This window comes from Dongia sp. agr-C8 (assembly GCF_054658695.1).
The window spans coordinates 225,143-238,337 of the sequence record NZ_BAAGHZ010000001.1; the positions used below are offsets into that span (position 1 = coordinate 225,143).

A 13,195-nucleotide genomic window follows, 5' to 3' on the forward strand; every position below is an offset into this window, starting at 1 on the left:
CGAAGCGACCGCACGAGACCCGCGGATCAAGTCCGCGGGTGACGGTGCTGAAAATCAGACGTTGAACCTGAAATTGAAGATGTCGCCGTCCTGCACGACGTATTCCTTGCCCTCGGCCCGCATCTTGCCGGCTTCCTTGGCGGCGGTCTCGCCGCCGCAGGCGATGAAATCCTCGTAGGCGATGGTCTCGGCGCGGATGAAGCCGCGCTCGAAATCGGTGTGGATGACGCCGGCCGCTTCCGGCGCCTTCGCCCCGCGCCGCACGGTCCAGGCATGCGCCTCCTTCGGACCGACGGTGAAGAAGGTGATGAGGTCGAGGAGCTGGTAGCCGGCACGGATGACGCGGCTGAGGCCTGTCTCCTTGAGGCCGAGGGTCGAGAGGAACTCCGCCTGTTCCGCGGCATCGGTCAGCTGCGCCACTTCGGCCTCGATCGCGGCGGAGATCACCACGGTCGGTGCGCCCTGCGCCTTGGCCCAGGTGGCGACCTTCTCGGAAAGCGCATTGCCGGTCGCGGCCGCGCCCTCATCGACGTTGCAGGCATAGAGCACCGGCTTGCCGGTCAGCAGCTGCATCTGCTTCAGGACCGGCCGCTGCTCGGGGGTCAGGTTGGGGATGATGCTGCGGGCGGGCTTGCCGGCGCGCAAGGCTTCCAGCGCCGGCGTCATGACGTCGAGCAGCGCCTTCGCTTCCTTGTCGCCGCCCTTGGCCTTCTTGGCGGCGGCGTCCGCGCGCTTCTCCAGGCCTTCGAGGTCGGCCAGCATCAGCTCGGTCTCGACCGTCTCGGCGTCGCGGATGGGATCGACCGAACCTTCGACATGCGTGACCTCGCCCTCGAAGCAGCGCAGCACATGCACGATGGCATCGACCTCGCGGATGTTGGCGAGGAACTGGTTGCCGAGGCCTTCGCCCTTGGAGGCGCCGCGCACCAGGCCGGCGATATCGACGAATTCCAGCTGGGTGGCGATGATCTTCGCCGACTTCGCCGCCACGGCGAGCTTGTCCAGCCGCTCATCGGGCACCGCGACCCGCCCGACATTGGGCTCGATGGTGCAGAAGGGGTAATTCGCGGCCTGGGCGGCGGCGGTCGAGGTGAGCGCGTTGAACAGGGTCGACTTGCCGACATTCGGCAGGCCGACGATGCCGCAGTTGAAACCCATCGTCGTGAAGTCCCGGGAAAGCTTGAACAAATGCGCGGAACGCCGGGATCAAGCGACCCGCCGCGCGCCGCGCGGTGATGACAGAAAGCGGCCGCTCTGTCCAGGCGCGGCAAACCGGCGCCGTCCGGAACAAAACGGGGCCGCTAGGCTTCGGCCTTGGGATCCGCAGGGTTCTTCTTAGGGGGTGGCGGGTTGACGGCCAGGTTGACCTTGTTCATGAAGCGGCCGTCATCGCCGGCGATCATCAGCGGGATCGCCTCCGCGACGGCATCGAGCATCGCCTGGACCGTGGCTTGCTCTTCCTTGAAGAAGTCCATCAACACGTAGGACTTCACCAGCTCCTTCTGGCCGGGGTGATCGACCCCCATCCGGACCCGCCAGTAATCCGCGCCGATATGCGCGTCGATCGAGCGGATGCCGTTATGCCCGCCGGCGCCGCCACCGCGCTTCACCCGCACCTTGCCGAGCGGGAGATCGATCTCGTCATAGAGGACGATGATGTCCGCGGGTTGCAGCTTGTAGAAGGTCATGGCGGCCTGCACCGCGCGGCCGGAATCGTTCATGAAGGTCTGCGGGGCGAGCGCCAGGACCTTCTCGCCGTCGATCGTGCCCTCGGCGGTGAGTCCGTGGAAGCGCTCGCGGATCGCGGAAAAAGAATGGCGGCGGACAATCGAGTCCACCGCCATGAAACCGATATTGTGGCGGTTGCCGGCGTAGCGCGGGCCAGGATTGCCCAGGCCGACCAGCAACCGCATGCAATACTACTTCTTCGCAGCCGGGGCCTTCGCGGCCGGAGCCGCAGCCTTGCCGCCGGCAGCACCCGCGGCCGGAGCCGCAGCGCCGGCAGCCGGAGCCGCGCCACCCGCGGCCGGAGCCGCAGCACCGGCAGCCGGAGCCGCGGCAGCCGCAGCGGCCTTTTCCGCCGCTTCCTGCTGCTCGGCCTTGAGGCCGGTCGGGGCGCCGATCGAAACCACCGTGAAGTCGCGTTCACGCACGGCCAGCTGCGCATTCTCCGGCAGCTTCACCGCGTGGATGTGGATCGAGCCGCCGATCTCGAGGCCGGTCAGATCGACCTCGATCGCCTGCGGGATCGCTTCCGGCGAGCAGATGAACTCGATTTCGTGGCGCACGATGTTCAGCACGCCGCCGCGCTTGATGCCCGGGCTGGCGGCTTCGTTGCGCACCACCACCGGCACGTTGACATGCACCTTGGTGTCCTTGCCGATGCGCTGGAAGTCCACATGCAGGGTGCGATCCGTGACGGGATCAAACTGCACGTCGCGCGGCAGCACGCGATGCTTGGTGCCCTTCACGTCGACGTCGAGCAGGGTCGCGTAAAAGGTTTTCTTGTGGATGTGGCGGTCGATCTCCTTCGGGTCCAACGAGATCAGCGTCGGCTCCTTCTTGTCGCCATAGATGACGGCGGGGACACGACCGTTACGACGGGATTCACGGGCGGCCCCCTTTCCGGCGCGGTCGCGGAGTTCCGCGGTCACGCTTTCGATTGCTGCGGCCATGAGTTTCTCCTTCAGGCTTCGCAATACCCCCACGCGAACCATTCGCGTGAAGACCGGTGGCCTCCAGGGGTGCCGACCGGATTTTCAATCCCACCAAACTCTGTACTCTTCCTTTAATCGGCACGTGGGGTTGGTGGGGCGGCCACGTGCCGATTATTCAAATAACTGCGCGCGAATTTCTAATCAAAAAGCGAGCTGACCGATTTCTCGCCGCTGATCCGGGACATCGCCTCGGCCAGCAGCGGCGCGATCGAAAGCTGGCGCACGGTCTGCGAGACGCGCACCGCCTCGGTCGCCTGGATGCTGTCGGTGATCACCAGGCTCTGCAGCGGCGAGGCCGAGACGCGGGCCACCGCGCCGCCGGAGAGCACGCCATGCGTGGTGTAGGCGGAAACCGACTCGGCGCCGGCTTCCTTCAATGCGACCGCGGCATTGCAGAGCGTGCCGGCGGAATCGACGATGTCATCGACCAGGATGCACCGGGTGCCGGCGACTTCGCCGATGATGTGCATGACTTCGGAGACGCCGGCGCGCTCGCGGCGCTTGTCGATGATGGCGAGATCGGCGTCGAGCCTTTTCGCGATCGCGCGGGCGCGCACCACGCCGCCGACATCGGGGCTCACGATGGTCAGGTTGTTGCCCGGGAAGCGCTCCTTGATGTCCTTGATCAGGACCGGCGCGGCAAACAGGTTGTCGGTCGGGATGTCGAAGAAGCCCTGGATCTGCCCGGCATGGAGATCGACGGTCAGCACGCGATCCGCACCGGCAGTGGTGATGAGATTGGCGACCAGCTTGGCCGAGATCGGCGTGCGCGGGCCGGACTTCCGGTCCTGGCGGGCATAGCCGTAATAGGGAACGACCGCGGTGATGCGGCGGGCGGAGCTGCGCTTCAGCGCGTCGAGGATGACCAGCAGCTCCATCAGGTTGTCGTTGGTCGGGAAGGAGGTCGGCTGCACGACGAACATGTCCTCGCCGCGCACGTTCTCCTGGATCTCCACGAAGACTTCCATGTCGGAGAAGCGCCGGATGCTGGCATTCACCAGCGGCAAGTTCAGATAGGCAGAGATCGCCTCGGCCAGAGGCCGATTGCTGTTGCCCGTCAGGATCTTCATCTCTGCCTCTAGTGCGCGCGCCGAACCCGCATTTCGCTTTCCCGCAGCGGCGGCTCAAGAGCCGGCCGGTGGGCGTCAAACCCGTAGATTCCGCAGGGGCGAAAAGCGCGCGGAATTTAACAGCGGCATGACGGCCGGGCAAGGGTGAAGAATCCAGGCCGTTCGAGATGTATCTATTTGGAAATATTAAATAAAGTTGAACCCATGCATCAGCGGACGACGAGCCCTGTGGATCGTTTCGACAGAACCTCGGCCGCGCCCTCCGTCACCAGCACGGTCTGGCCGGAGGTCATGGCGAGGCCGGCTTCGCTGTCGAAGATGATCAGGTGGATGAAATAGACCTGCCCCGGCGCCGCGGGTTCGGGGTTGCCGTGGTAGAACATCGGCCAATCCATCCAGTTCGGCGCATAGACGGCGCCCAGGCTGTAGCCGGTCGCATTCATCCGGTGCTTGGCATAGCCGGCGGCGTCCAGCACGCGGGCATGGGCGTCGAACACCTCGCCGATCGGGCGGCCGGGCTTCAGCGCCGCCTTGCAGGCTTCCAGCGCATCGACCGCGACCTTGTGCATCTCGACCTGGCGCGCCGGCGGCTTGCCGATCGGGATCGTGCGCATCAGGCAGGAATGGTAGTGGCGATAGACGCCGGCGAATTCCAGCGTCAGCTGGTCCTGTTTCTCCAGCCTGCGCCGGCCGGTCTTGTAGCGGCAGAGCAGGGCGTCGTTGCCCGAGCCGATGATGAACTCGTTGGCCGGATCATCGCCGCCGCCGCGGATGATCGCCGACTGCATGGCCGCGAGGATGTCGCCCTCGTCGGCGCCGGGTGCTGCGATCCGATGCGCCTCGTCGAGCGCCAGATCGCAGAGCTCGGCTGCCTTGCGCACATAGGCGATCTCGGCCGGGCTCTTCACCAGGCGCTGGCGGCTGACCAGGTCCGAGGCATCGATCAAGGTCGCGAAGCCGTCGAACGCCGCCTGCAGCCGCATACCGTTGCGCGCGGTCAGGCCATAGGCCTCCCATTCGACGCCGAGCTGCTTGCCGCTGCAGCCGAAGCTCTTGAGGATTTCGCGGAGCTCGGTGGCCGGGCTCGCCTCCGGTCCATCGACCCAGATGCGGATGTCCTGGATATCCGAGGTGTGCTGCGCCTGCCGGAGATCGGGGGCGCGGGTCAGCAGCATCACCCGGCCGTCGGCGCCGAGATAGAGGCACTGGAAAAAGACATAGCCGAAGGTGTCGTAGCCGGTCAGGTAGTACATGCTCTCCTGCCGGAACATCAGCAGCCCGTCGAGGCCGCGCTTCTGCAGCGCCGCGATCGAGGCCGCGCGGCGCCTGCTGAGTTCTTCCTTGCTGAAATGCAGGGCCATGATTCAAACCAATCCGATGAGGGAGATCTGCCGGCCGTAATCCGGCTCTTTGGCCAGCGTGGTGCGGCGATAGCTGAAGAAGTCGTCAGCCTCGGCGCAGGTGTCGTGGCCGGCGCGGGCGACGCTCTCGAGGCCGAGCCCCCGCAGCTCCTGTTCGACGAAGCCGACCAGGTCGAACATGAAATGCCGGCAGCGCGCCGAGGTGGTGAAGAAGCGCGCATTGCCACGATCGCGGTCGATGAAAGCTTGCGGAAATTCCGGCCCGACCTCGTAGGATTTCTGCGCGATCGCCGGGCCGATGCCGGCCTGGATCCGCGCGCGCACGGCGCCGAGGCGCTCCATTGCGGCGATGGTCTCCTGCAGCACGCCGCCGATGGCGCCCTTCCAGCCGGCATGCGCGGCGCCGATCACGCCCGCTTCCGGATCGGCGAACAGCACCGGCACGCAGTCGGCGGTCAGGATGCCGAGGCTCTTGCCCCGCGTCTTCGTGACCAGCCCGTCCACCTGCGGGCGCTGCGTCTCGTCCCAAGCCTCGTCCACGACCGCGACCTTGGCGCTGTGCACCTGGTAGGCGGTGGAGAGCGAGTCCGGCGCGAGTCCGGCGTTGCGCAGGGCCCGCGCGCGGTTCTCGACCACCGCGGCCTGGTCGTCCTTGGAGCCGAGGCCGCAATTCAGCGAGGCATAGAGCCCGTCGCTGACACCGCCGCGCCGGGTGAGGAAGCCATGGCGAATGCCGCGCAGGCCCTTGAGGTTGGGAAGCTCGATCATAATCCCGCCGGTTGCGGTGCGTCTGGCGAGGTCAGAGCCAGCACTTTGAAGAGACTGCCCATTCCATCCGCACCGATCAAGCGCTCGAGCGCCGCATCGATCTCCGCGCATTCCGCGGCGTCGCTCTTGGCCTTCAGCGTCTGGGTGCGCAAGCCGATGCCGAGTTCCTGCAGGAAGTCGCCCTGCGTCTTCGGGCCATGGGTTGCGGCGCCCGCCTCGCGCGCGACCGCGGCCAAAGCGGCGAAGTCGACATGCGCGGTCAGGTCGGCGCAGCCCGGATCGATCAGGGGATCGTGGTAGCGATGCTGCTTCAAGGCCTGCAGCGAATCGCCGAGCCCGCTCTGCATCGGGCCGTAGTCGATGATCAGGGCGGCGCCGGGGTTGCGCGCGAAGCGGCGGCCGAGGGCGGCGGCGAGGCGCAGGCCCGCGGGCGAGATCTCGGCGATTTCGCCCAGCGTCGCCTTGCCGTGCTCCGGGCGCAGCAGGATCCGCTCCGAACCGGGATTGGCCTCGCCGAAGACGAAAACCTCGTCCTTCAGCGTGACGACGCGCTCCTGCCAGCCGGCCCTGGTCATGACGAACTGATGGATCGGCAGGGCGTCCCAGAACTCGTTGGCGACCAGGATCATCGGGCCGGGCGGCAGCGTGTCGAAGCTCTTGTGCCATTGCGGCCGGTAACCCTGCAGCGCCGCTTTCTGCGCGGCGATCAGCGTGGCGTTGATCTCGACCAGGTGCAGGTCGGCGGCGGCGAGGAAGTCGGGCGCAACCCGCGCGGCCCGCAGCGCATCGGCCATCAGGGTGCCGCGGCCGGGGCCGAGCTCGGCCAGGATGAAGGGCGAGGGCTTGCCCATCCGCGACCATAGATCGACGCACCAGAGGCCGATCATCTCGCCGAACATCTGGCTGACTTCCGGCGCGGTGGTGAAATCGCCGCGGCTGCCCAACGGGTCGCGCTCGGCATAGTAGGCGCCCAGCGACAGCTCCATGAACTCGGCGACCGTGACATGGCCCCGCGCGGCGATGCGCCGGCGCAGCTCGTGCGCGATGACGTTTCCGGTGACCGCCTGCGTCACCGGCCGGGAGTCGGTTGGGGCGGGCTGGCCGCGGGGCGCGGCGCAACCGGCTTCGCGCGCCAGACCAGATAGACGCCGAGGAGGAACATCGGCAGGCTCAGCCATTGGCCCCAGGTGATCGCGGTCGAGAGCGCCACTTCCGGCTCGCGGAACTGCTCGCCGACAATGCGCGCGATCGAATAGCCGATCAGAAAGGCGCCGGAGAGGGTACCGATCTTGGTACGGACAGTCTCGCGCCGCGCCAGCAGGAACATCGCGATGAACAGCAGCACGCCTTCGAATGCCGCTTCGTAGAGCTGGCTCGGGTGACGCGGCAGCGGGCCGGCGCCGGGGAAGATGATGCCCCAGGGCACGTCGGTGGTGCGGCCCCAGAGCTCGCCGTTGATGAAGTTGGCGATGCGGCCGAGCAAGAGGCCGATCGGCGTCGCCGCGGCGATCGGGTCGGCGACGGCGAAGAACGGCAGCTTCTTCGACCGGGCATAGAGGAACATGGCGAGGATCACGCCGATGAGGCCGCCATGGAAGGCCATGCCGCCCTTCCAGATCTGGAAGATCTCCAACGGATGGGCGAAGTAGTAGCGCGGCTCCCAGAGCAGCACCTGGCCGAATCGCCCGCCGAGGATGATGCCGATGGTGCACCAGGTCACCAGGTCGTCGCAGTTGTCGCGGGAGAGCAGGCGCGGCGGCTTCGACACCAGCCAGAGCACGTAGCGCCAGGCCAGCACGATGCCGGCGATATAGGCGAGGGCGTACCAGCGGATCTCCAGCGGGCCGATCGCGATGGCGACCGGATCGAAATTCGGAAAGTTCATCTGCGCTTCGATCTCTGCTTGGTGACCGCGGCGGCCGGGTTGGCTAATCTCGTTGTCGGCGTTATATCGGGCGGAAGGAACCGGAGCAAGTTTGGCTCGCTTTCGTTCTCTTGCAGAGAGGCTTAGAGATGCAGACCGACAATCGATTGCTGGACGACATGGCGAAGGCGGCGAGCGGCGCCCTGGGTTCGCTGGCGGGCCTGCGTCATGAAATCGAAATGCGGGTACAGCAGCAGCTGGAGCGGCTGCTCGGCCGGATGAACCTGGTCAGCCGGGAAGAGTTCGAGACCATGAAATCCGTGGCCCAGGCCGCCCGCGAGCAGCAGATCAAGCTGGAGCGCCGCTTGGCCGAGATCGAGGGCCGGCTCGGCATCGCCGCCGCGCCGTCATCCGTGACGGCGGAAGCTGCCCCGGAACCCGGCGTCACAGCGCCGCAGGACGACCTCGCCAAGCCGGACTGAGCCCGCCTCAAAGCGTCATCCGTGGGCTTGACCCGCGGATCTCGGGCCGAGTTCGCGCGGTTGCACTTTCGCATCCAGTATGGTACATATGTACCAAGATAGCAGATGGCGGACATGGACATCGAGCGGGTTCAAACCGGGGTCAGGATCGAGAAGCGGCTGCTGAAGGTGCTGAAGGCCCTGGCGGAGCTGAAGGATCTCTCCTTGGGCGACCTGCTCGAGGGCGTCTGCCTGCATGCCCTCGACGGCAAGGTGCCGTTCGAGAAGGAGACCTTGAAGCAGATCAAGGAGCTGAAGCGGATCTACGGCCTGAGCCTCACCGCCGCAGACAGCCACACGCTCAAGGAAATCGGCGATGCCCGATAGAATCCTAGACGATGATGACTTCCTCGAGGCCTTCAGCACCGGCGCCTTGCCGCTCGGCGACTTCGATCACCGGGCCCATGTGCGCGCCGGCTATCTCTATGTCACGCGGCATGGGCTGGGCCTGGCGATCGCGCGGTTCGGCCAGGACCTCCGGGCCTTCGCCGCGGCGCATGACAAGAACGGCCTCTACCACGAGACCATCACCGTCGCCTTCCTGGCCCTGATCAACGAGCGGATCGCCCTCGGCGGCGATCGCGGCTGGGATGGCTTCGCCGCCGCCAATCCCGATCTCTTCCAGAAGGACAGCCTCGCGCCCTTCTATGCCCCGGAAGAGCTCGCCTCAGCCGACGCCCGCCGCGTCTTCAAGCTGCCGCGGCGGCACGTCGCCTAGACGGCGGTGAAGCCGTTATCGACGAAGAGCTGGGCGCCGTTGACGAAGCTCGCCTCGTCGCTCAGCAGAAACAGCGCGGCGCTCGCCACTTCCTCCGGCTCGCACATCCGGCCTTGCTGCGCCTTCAGCGCCGCTTCCGAGGCGTCGACGCCATATTTCGTCAGCGCGTCCACTTCCCGCATGCCATGCGGCGTCTTGATGAAGCCGGGGCAGACCGCGTTGCAGCGGATCCCCTGGTCGCGATACTCGACCGCGATCGCGCGGGCGAACATGTGCACGGCACCCTTGGTGGTGTCGTAGAGCACCTCCATCGGCGTCGCCGCGACGGCGGAGATCGACGAGGTGCAGACGATGGCGCCCTTGCCGGCGGCAAGCATCCCCGGCAGCACCGCCTGGGTCATCAGGAACATCGAGCGCACGTTGACGTTCATCAGCCAGTCGTATTCCGCCTCGGTGGTTTCTAGGAAGGGCTTCACCACGATCGAGCCCGCATGGTTGAAGAGCACGCTGGGCGGGCCGAAGGCTTCCGTCGCCTTGGCGACCGCGGCCTTGACCGCATCGGCTTTGCTCACATCGGCCTCGGCGAAGACTGCCGCGCCGCCGCCGGCGCGGATCTCGGTGGCCAGCTTCTCGCCGAGCTCGGCCTGGCGATCGACGATCGCGACCTTGGCGCCCTCGGCCGCGAACAGCCGCGCCGCCGCCGCGCCGCAGCCGCTGGCGCCGCCTGAGATCAAGGTGCTTCGTCCGGCGAGGCGCTTGCCGCTCATGGGCTTTCTCCGAGCTTGTCCGAAAAAATCCGCCGGCCGGCGAAGGGGTGCCGGCCGGCGGAGTCGCAGTGAAGGTCAGACCTTGGTGGTTTCGCCGACGGCACTTTCGGCGGCGCGGATCGCGGCCTCGCGCTTGGCGATCTCCTCGCCGATCGGCGGGCCCTGGAAGCGGCGGCGTTCGAAGCCGAACCAGACCAGCGCGGTCAGCAGCAGGAAGCCGAGGGTGATCCACAGCGCCTTGTCGTTCGGCGGCTGGATGCCGGCGATGAAGATCAGCACCATGGAGATGATCGAGAGCACGGCGAAGAAGCGGTACCAGTTGCCGATGTCCCAGGGCCCCATCTGGGTCCAGGTCTTCCTGTAGGCGATCAGGCCGAGCGTGATCGGCACGGTGAAGGAGAGGAACAGGAAGATCACCGTCACCGAGACGATCGTGGTGTAGAGCGAGGTATAGGCGGTGAACAACACGGCGAGCGCGGCGCCGGTCCAGATCGCCGCCACCGGCGTGCGGTATTTCGGGCTCACCGTCTTCAGGTAGCCGGACCCCGGCAGGCCGCCGTCGCGGGCGAAGGCGAAGATCATCCGCGAGACCGAGGTGACGGTCGCCAGCCCGCAGAGATATTGCGCCACCAGGATGACGACATAGAGCGCCAGCTTCAGCCCCGCCGGCAAAGTGACACTCATGGTCCAGAAGAACACATTCCAGCCCTGGCCCGCGGCCTCGTCCATGTTCGGGATGGCGATCACCACCGCGATCAGGAACAGCCAGCCGAACACGCCGGACCACCAGACCGAGCCGACCATCGCCCGCGGCACGTTATGCGCGGCCTTGACCGTCTCCTCCGAAGTATGAGCCGAGGCGTCGTAGCCCGTGATGGTGTAGATCGGCAGCAACAGGCCCAGCAGGAACAGGAAGCCGGTGCTGTCGGTCTGCGGCCAGACCCCGCCGCCGGCATCGCCGCTGTAGTTGCTGAAGGTCCAGAGCCGGCTGAAGTCGTAGCTTGGCGCGAAGGCGAAGAGTGCGACGGCGAGCGCGATCGAGCCGAAGAAGATCAGATAGCCGCTGAAATCGGTGAGGATGCTGGTCAGCCGGATGCCGAGATGGTTGATCAGCGCCTGGCTCGCCGTGATGACGATCATGAAGGTCAGCTGCTCGGTATAGGTCATCTCGAGGCCGAGCATCGGGCCGAAGGCGCCGTAGAAGAAGGTCCAGGTGCCGACGTTGATCGCGCCGAGCACGGTCACCAGCCCCAGGAGGTTGAGCCAGGCGGTCAGCCAGCCGGAGCCGCGGTTGCCGAGGATCGAGCCCCAGTGATAGAGGCCGCCGGCGGTCGGGTAGGCGGAGGAGATCTGCGCCAGGGCGACCGCGAACACGCCGGAGATGAAGACGCCCAGCGGCCAGCCGAGGCCGATCGCGGCGCCGCCGACGCCGGAGATTCCCTGGCCCAAGGAATTGATACCGCCCGACAGGATGCAGATGATCGAGAAGCTGATCGCGAAGTTGGAAAACCGACTCATGCGGCGTTCCAATTCCTGTGCGTAACCCATGGAATGGAGGACCTTCACGTCCTCGCGCTTGTCGCTCTCGGTATAGCCGGCGCCGCCGGTCGGTTGCGTCGTCATCTTGCCCCCACTGTCGCATGGGCGAATCTGCTCAGGATTCGCCTCTGGAATAACCCTGTGGGGCGACGTTGCGGCGGGTGTCATCGACTGGCAATATCCCAAAGGGGCTACCCGCGAGGGGGATACCGCCCAAAGGGATATCGAATGACGGCCGCTCTTGCCGGGATCGTCGATCCCGCCGCGCTTTCCGAACGGGTCGCCGGCTGGCAGAGCCATGCCGCGGCGATCATCGACGCGATCGACGACCCGAAGCTCCCCGAAATTCTCGACCGCAGCCTCGAGCGCCTGGTGCCCTACGATATCTCCGTCGTGTTCGCCTATCCGGACGAGGCCGAGCCGCTCTATCTGCATGACGGGTTTCGCGGCCACGCGCCGGGGGCGGCGCTCGACGCCTATCTGAAGGGCGCCTATCTGCTGGACCCCTTCTTCACCGCCTGCGTGAAACGGGTCCCGCCGGGCCTCTACCGGATGCGCGACCTCGCCCCCGACCATTTCTTCGAGGGCGAATACTTCAATTCCTGGGAGGTGCATCCCTGCATCTCGATGGAATCCGGATCTCTGGCCGAGGAGATCGGCTTCATGGCCCCGCTCCCCGACGGCTTCATGGCGACCTATTCCTTGATGCGCAGCAACGGCAACCGGCCGTTCAGCGACGACGAGATCGCGGTCCTGAAGATGGTGGAGCCGGTGGTCCGGGCGGCGATGACCCGGCATTGGCGGCACCTCCGCCACCGGCCGGAGGCGGGAAGGGCGCCGGCCTGGTCGACGCGGGGTCAACTGATGGAACTCGCCTTCGAGCGCTTCGGCCAGGCGGTGCTTTCGCCCCGGGAGCAGATGGTGGTGCAGCTGATCCTGCGCGGCCATTCGGCCCATTCGATCGCCCGCAGCCTGGAAATCGCCGAGGGCACGGTGAAGAATCACCGCAAGAGCATCTACGCCAAGCTCGGCATTTCCAGCCAGCAGGAGCTGTTCTCGCAGTTCATCCGCTCGATGCTCCAGTAGGAGTCGACGCCGCGTCGACGCGGAACAAAACAGAATCAAGCGGAGTCGACGCCGCCGAAGCGTCACATGAGCGCGTCGTCGTAACGTCTAAAACCCGCGCCAAATCTCGCTCTTGTTAAATTGTCTTAAAAGGACTCTTGCGTGGGAGTCTTTTATTTGCGACTCTAAATCTGGTGGGAAGTCACAAAATTACCATCAAATCCTGGGGTCGAGCGCCCCACCAGCGCCGATTCCCCGGTGGCCGACGCATGGAGGGCGCTTAGATGACTGCCACGCTCCGAACCGAGTCGACCCCGATCCCGACATCCAATCCCCTCGACGTCATGGAAGAGCTCGTCAGCGCCAATGAATGGCGTTACGACCGCTCGAATGACGAGGAGATGATCGTCGAGATCGCCGGTCAATGGTGCGAATACCGGATGTTCTTCGTCTGGCAAGCCGATCTCGGCGCCATGTATTTCTCCAGCCTGTTCGACCTCAAAGTCCCGGCCAACAAGAAACGCGAAGCCGCCGAGCTCTTGTCGATGATCAACGAGCGGCTCTGGCTCGGCCATTTCGATCTCTGCTCGGAAGAGAGCGCGCCGATGTTCCGTCACACCATCCTGCTGCGCGGGACCGGTGGCGTCGCGGTCGAGCAGCTCGAGGACCTGATGGAGGCGGCACTCTGCGAGTGCGAGCGCTACTATCCGGCCTTCCAGTTCGTGATCTGGGGTGGCAAGCGCCCGGAAGAGGCGATGCAGGCGGCGATGCTGGAGACTGTCGGCGAAGCCTGATAGCTTCTCTG

15 protein-coding genes are annotated in these 13,195 nt (G+C 66.0%); 5 read left to right on the forward strand and 10 right to left on the reverse strand.

Features of this window, described 5'->3' with window-relative positions; genetic code table 11:
- Window positions 1-54: 54 nt before the first annotated feature.
- From ychF to lgt, 8 genes are all read right to left on the reverse strand, one after another.
- Window positions 55-1,158 carry a redox-regulated ATPase YchF gene (ychF, locus tag ACYQ4T_RS01050; RefSeq protein ID WP_459850039.1) on the reverse strand — a complete coding sequence of 368 codons (1,104 nt, stop codon included), beginning with the start codon at window positions 1,156-1,158 and terminating at the stop codon, window positions 55-57.
- 143 nt (window positions 1,159-1,301) lie between these two features.
- Window positions 1,302-1,913, reverse strand: a complete 612-nt coding sequence (gene pth, locus ACYQ4T_RS01055) for an aminoacyl-tRNA hydrolase (RefSeq protein WP_459850040.1) — start codon at window positions 1,911-1,913, stop codon at window positions 1,302-1,304.
- Between the two features lie 6 nt (window positions 1,914-1,919).
- Window positions 1,920-2,675 carry a 50S ribosomal protein L25/general stress protein Ctc gene (locus ACYQ4T_RS01060; RefSeq protein ID WP_459850042.1) on the reverse strand — a complete coding sequence of 252 codons (756 nt, stop codon included), beginning with the start codon at window positions 2,673-2,675 and terminating at the stop codon, window positions 1,920-1,922.
- A 179-nt stretch (window positions 2,676-2,854) separates the two neighbouring features.
- Window positions 2,855-3,787 carry a ribose-phosphate pyrophosphokinase gene (locus ACYQ4T_RS01065; RefSeq protein WP_395020495.1) on the reverse strand — a complete coding sequence of 311 codons (933 nt, stop codon included), beginning with the start codon at window positions 3,785-3,787 and terminating at the stop codon, window positions 2,855-2,857.
- A gap of 209 nt (window positions 3,788-3,996) precedes the next feature.
- Window positions 3,997-5,148, reverse strand: coding sequence for a M24 family metallopeptidase (locus ACYQ4T_RS01070; protein WP_459850044.1), 1,152 nt, complete (start codon window positions 5,146-5,148; stop codon window positions 3,997-3,999).
- Between the two features lie 3 nt (window positions 5,149-5,151).
- Window positions 5,152-5,916 carry a peptidoglycan editing factor PgeF gene (gene pgeF / locus ACYQ4T_RS01075; protein WP_459850046.1) on the reverse strand — a complete coding sequence of 255 codons (765 nt, stop codon included), beginning with the start codon at window positions 5,914-5,916 and terminating at the stop codon, window positions 5,152-5,154.
- Window positions 5,913-6,989 carry a class I SAM-dependent methyltransferase gene (locus tag ACYQ4T_RS01080; RefSeq protein WP_459850048.1) on the reverse strand — a complete coding sequence of 359 codons (1,077 nt, stop codon included), beginning with the start codon at window positions 6,987-6,989 and terminating at the stop codon, window positions 5,913-5,915. The genes pgeF and ACYQ4T_RS01080 overlap by 4 nt, the downstream gene beginning before the upstream one ends.
- Entirely contained in the window at window positions 6,986-7,801 is an 816-nt protein-coding gene (gene lgt / locus ACYQ4T_RS01085; RefSeq protein ID WP_459850050.1) for a prolipoprotein diacylglyceryl transferase, read from the reverse strand. The genes ACYQ4T_RS01080 and lgt overlap by 4 nt, the downstream gene beginning before the upstream one ends.
- 128 nt (window positions 7,802-7,929) lie before the next feature.
- Here lgt and ACYQ4T_RS01090 point away from each other — a divergent pair, with 128 nt between their 5' ends.
- The 3 genes from ACYQ4T_RS01090 to ACYQ4T_RS01100 all read left to right on the forward strand — a co-directional run bounded on the left by ACYQ4T_RS01090 (window position 7,930) and on the right by ACYQ4T_RS01100 (window position 9,019).
- Window positions 7,930-8,262, forward strand: a complete 333-nt coding sequence (locus ACYQ4T_RS01090) for an accessory factor UbiK family protein (protein ID WP_459850052.1) — start codon at window positions 7,930-7,932, stop codon at window positions 8,260-8,262.
- A gap of 105 nt (window positions 8,263-8,367) precedes the next feature.
- Window positions 8,368-8,628, forward strand: coding sequence for a hypothetical protein (locus tag ACYQ4T_RS01095; protein WP_459850054.1), 261 nt, complete (start codon window positions 8,368-8,370; stop codon window positions 8,626-8,628).
- On the forward strand, window positions 8,618-9,019 hold the full coding sequence (locus ACYQ4T_RS01100) for a hypothetical protein (protein ID WP_459850056.1): 402 nt from the start codon (window positions 8,618-8,620) through the stop codon (window positions 9,017-9,019). The genes ACYQ4T_RS01095 and ACYQ4T_RS01100 overlap by 11 nt, the downstream gene beginning before the upstream one ends.
- On the opposite strand, the gene ACYQ4T_RS01105 is transcribed toward ACYQ4T_RS01100, so the two are convergent.
- Both ACYQ4T_RS01105 and ACYQ4T_RS01110 read right to left on the reverse strand, forming a co-directional pair.
- Window positions 9,016-9,786, reverse strand: a complete 771-nt coding sequence (locus ACYQ4T_RS01105) for an SDR family NAD(P)-dependent oxidoreductase (RefSeq protein ID WP_459850058.1) — start codon at window positions 9,784-9,786, stop codon at window positions 9,016-9,018. The genes ACYQ4T_RS01100 and ACYQ4T_RS01105 overlap by 4 nt on opposite strands.
- A 75-nt stretch (window positions 9,787-9,861) precedes the next feature.
- Window positions 9,862-11,409: an amino acid permease gene (locus ACYQ4T_RS01110; RefSeq protein ID WP_459850060.1), complete on the reverse strand. Its 1,548-nt coding sequence runs from the start codon at window positions 11,407-11,409 to the stop codon at window positions 9,862-9,864.
- Between the two features lie 144 nt (window positions 11,410-11,553).
- On the opposite strand from ACYQ4T_RS01110, the gene ACYQ4T_RS01115 reads away from it, so the two are divergent.
- Together ACYQ4T_RS01115 and ACYQ4T_RS01120 are read left to right on the forward strand one after the other, a co-directional pair.
- Window positions 11,554-12,411 carry a LuxR C-terminal-related transcriptional regulator gene (locus tag ACYQ4T_RS01115; protein ID WP_459850062.1) on the forward strand — a complete coding sequence of 286 codons (858 nt, stop codon included), beginning with the start codon at window positions 11,554-11,556 and terminating at the stop codon, window positions 12,409-12,411.
- A gap of 263 nt (window positions 12,412-12,674) precedes the next feature.
- On the forward strand, window positions 12,675-13,184 hold the full coding sequence (locus ACYQ4T_RS01120; protein WP_395020484.1) for a type III secretion system chaperone family protein: 510 nt from the start codon (window positions 12,675-12,677) through the stop codon (window positions 13,182-13,184).
- Window positions 13,185-13,195: the final 11 nt, after the last annotated feature.

Excerpts from the sequence above, each read along its gene's own strand:
- ychF (WP_459850039.1), bottom strand. The coding sequence starts at position 1,158 with ATGGGTTTCAACTGCGGCATCGTCGGCCTGCCGAATGTCGGCAAGTCG.
- pth (WP_459850040.1), bottom strand. The coding sequence starts at position 1,913 with ATGCGGTTGCTGGTCGGCCTGGGCAATCCTGGCCCGCGCTACGCCGGC.
- ACYQ4T_RS01060 (WP_459850042.1), bottom strand. The coding sequence starts at position 2,675 with ATGGCCGCAGCAATCGAAAGCGTGACCGCGGAACTCCGCGACCGCGCC.
- ACYQ4T_RS01065 (WP_395020495.1), bottom strand. The coding sequence starts at position 3,787 with ATGAAGATCCTGACGGGCAACAGCAATCGGCCTCTGGCCGAGGCGATC.
- ACYQ4T_RS01070 (WP_459850044.1), bottom strand. The coding sequence starts at position 5,148 with ATGGCCCTGCATTTCAGCAAGGAAGAACTCAGCAGGCGCCGCGCGGCC.
- pgeF (WP_459850046.1), bottom strand. The coding sequence starts at position 5,916 with ATGATCGAGCTTCCCAACCTCAAGGGCCTGCGCGGCATTCGCCATGGC.
- lgt (WP_459850050.1), bottom strand. The coding sequence starts at position 7,801 with ATGAACTTTCCGAATTTCGATCCGGTCGCCATCGCGATCGGCCCGCTG.
- ACYQ4T_RS01090 (WP_459850052.1), top strand. The coding sequence starts at position 7,930 with ATGCAGACCGACAATCGATTGCTGGACGACATGGCGAAGGCGGCGAGC.
- ACYQ4T_RS01095 (WP_459850054.1), top strand. The coding sequence starts at position 8,368 with ATGGCGGACATGGACATCGAGCGGGTTCAAACCGGGGTCAGGATCGAG.
- ACYQ4T_RS01100 (WP_459850056.1), top strand. The coding sequence starts at position 8,618 with ATGCCCGATAGAATCCTAGACGATGATGACTTCCTCGAGGCCTTCAGC.
- ACYQ4T_RS01105 (WP_459850058.1), bottom strand. The coding sequence starts at position 9,786 with ATGAGCGGCAAGCGCCTCGCCGGACGAAGCACCTTGATCTCAGGCGGC.
- ACYQ4T_RS01110 (WP_459850060.1), bottom strand. The coding sequence starts at position 11,409 with ATGACGACGCAACCGACCGGCGGCGCCGGCTATACCGAGAGCGACAAG.
- ACYQ4T_RS01115 (WP_459850062.1), top strand. The coding sequence starts at position 11,554 with ATGACGGCCGCTCTTGCCGGGATCGTCGATCCCGCCGCGCTTTCCGAA.
- ACYQ4T_RS01120 (WP_395020484.1), top strand. The coding sequence starts at position 12,675 with ATGACTGCCACGCTCCGAACCGAGTCGACCCCGATCCCGACATCCAAT.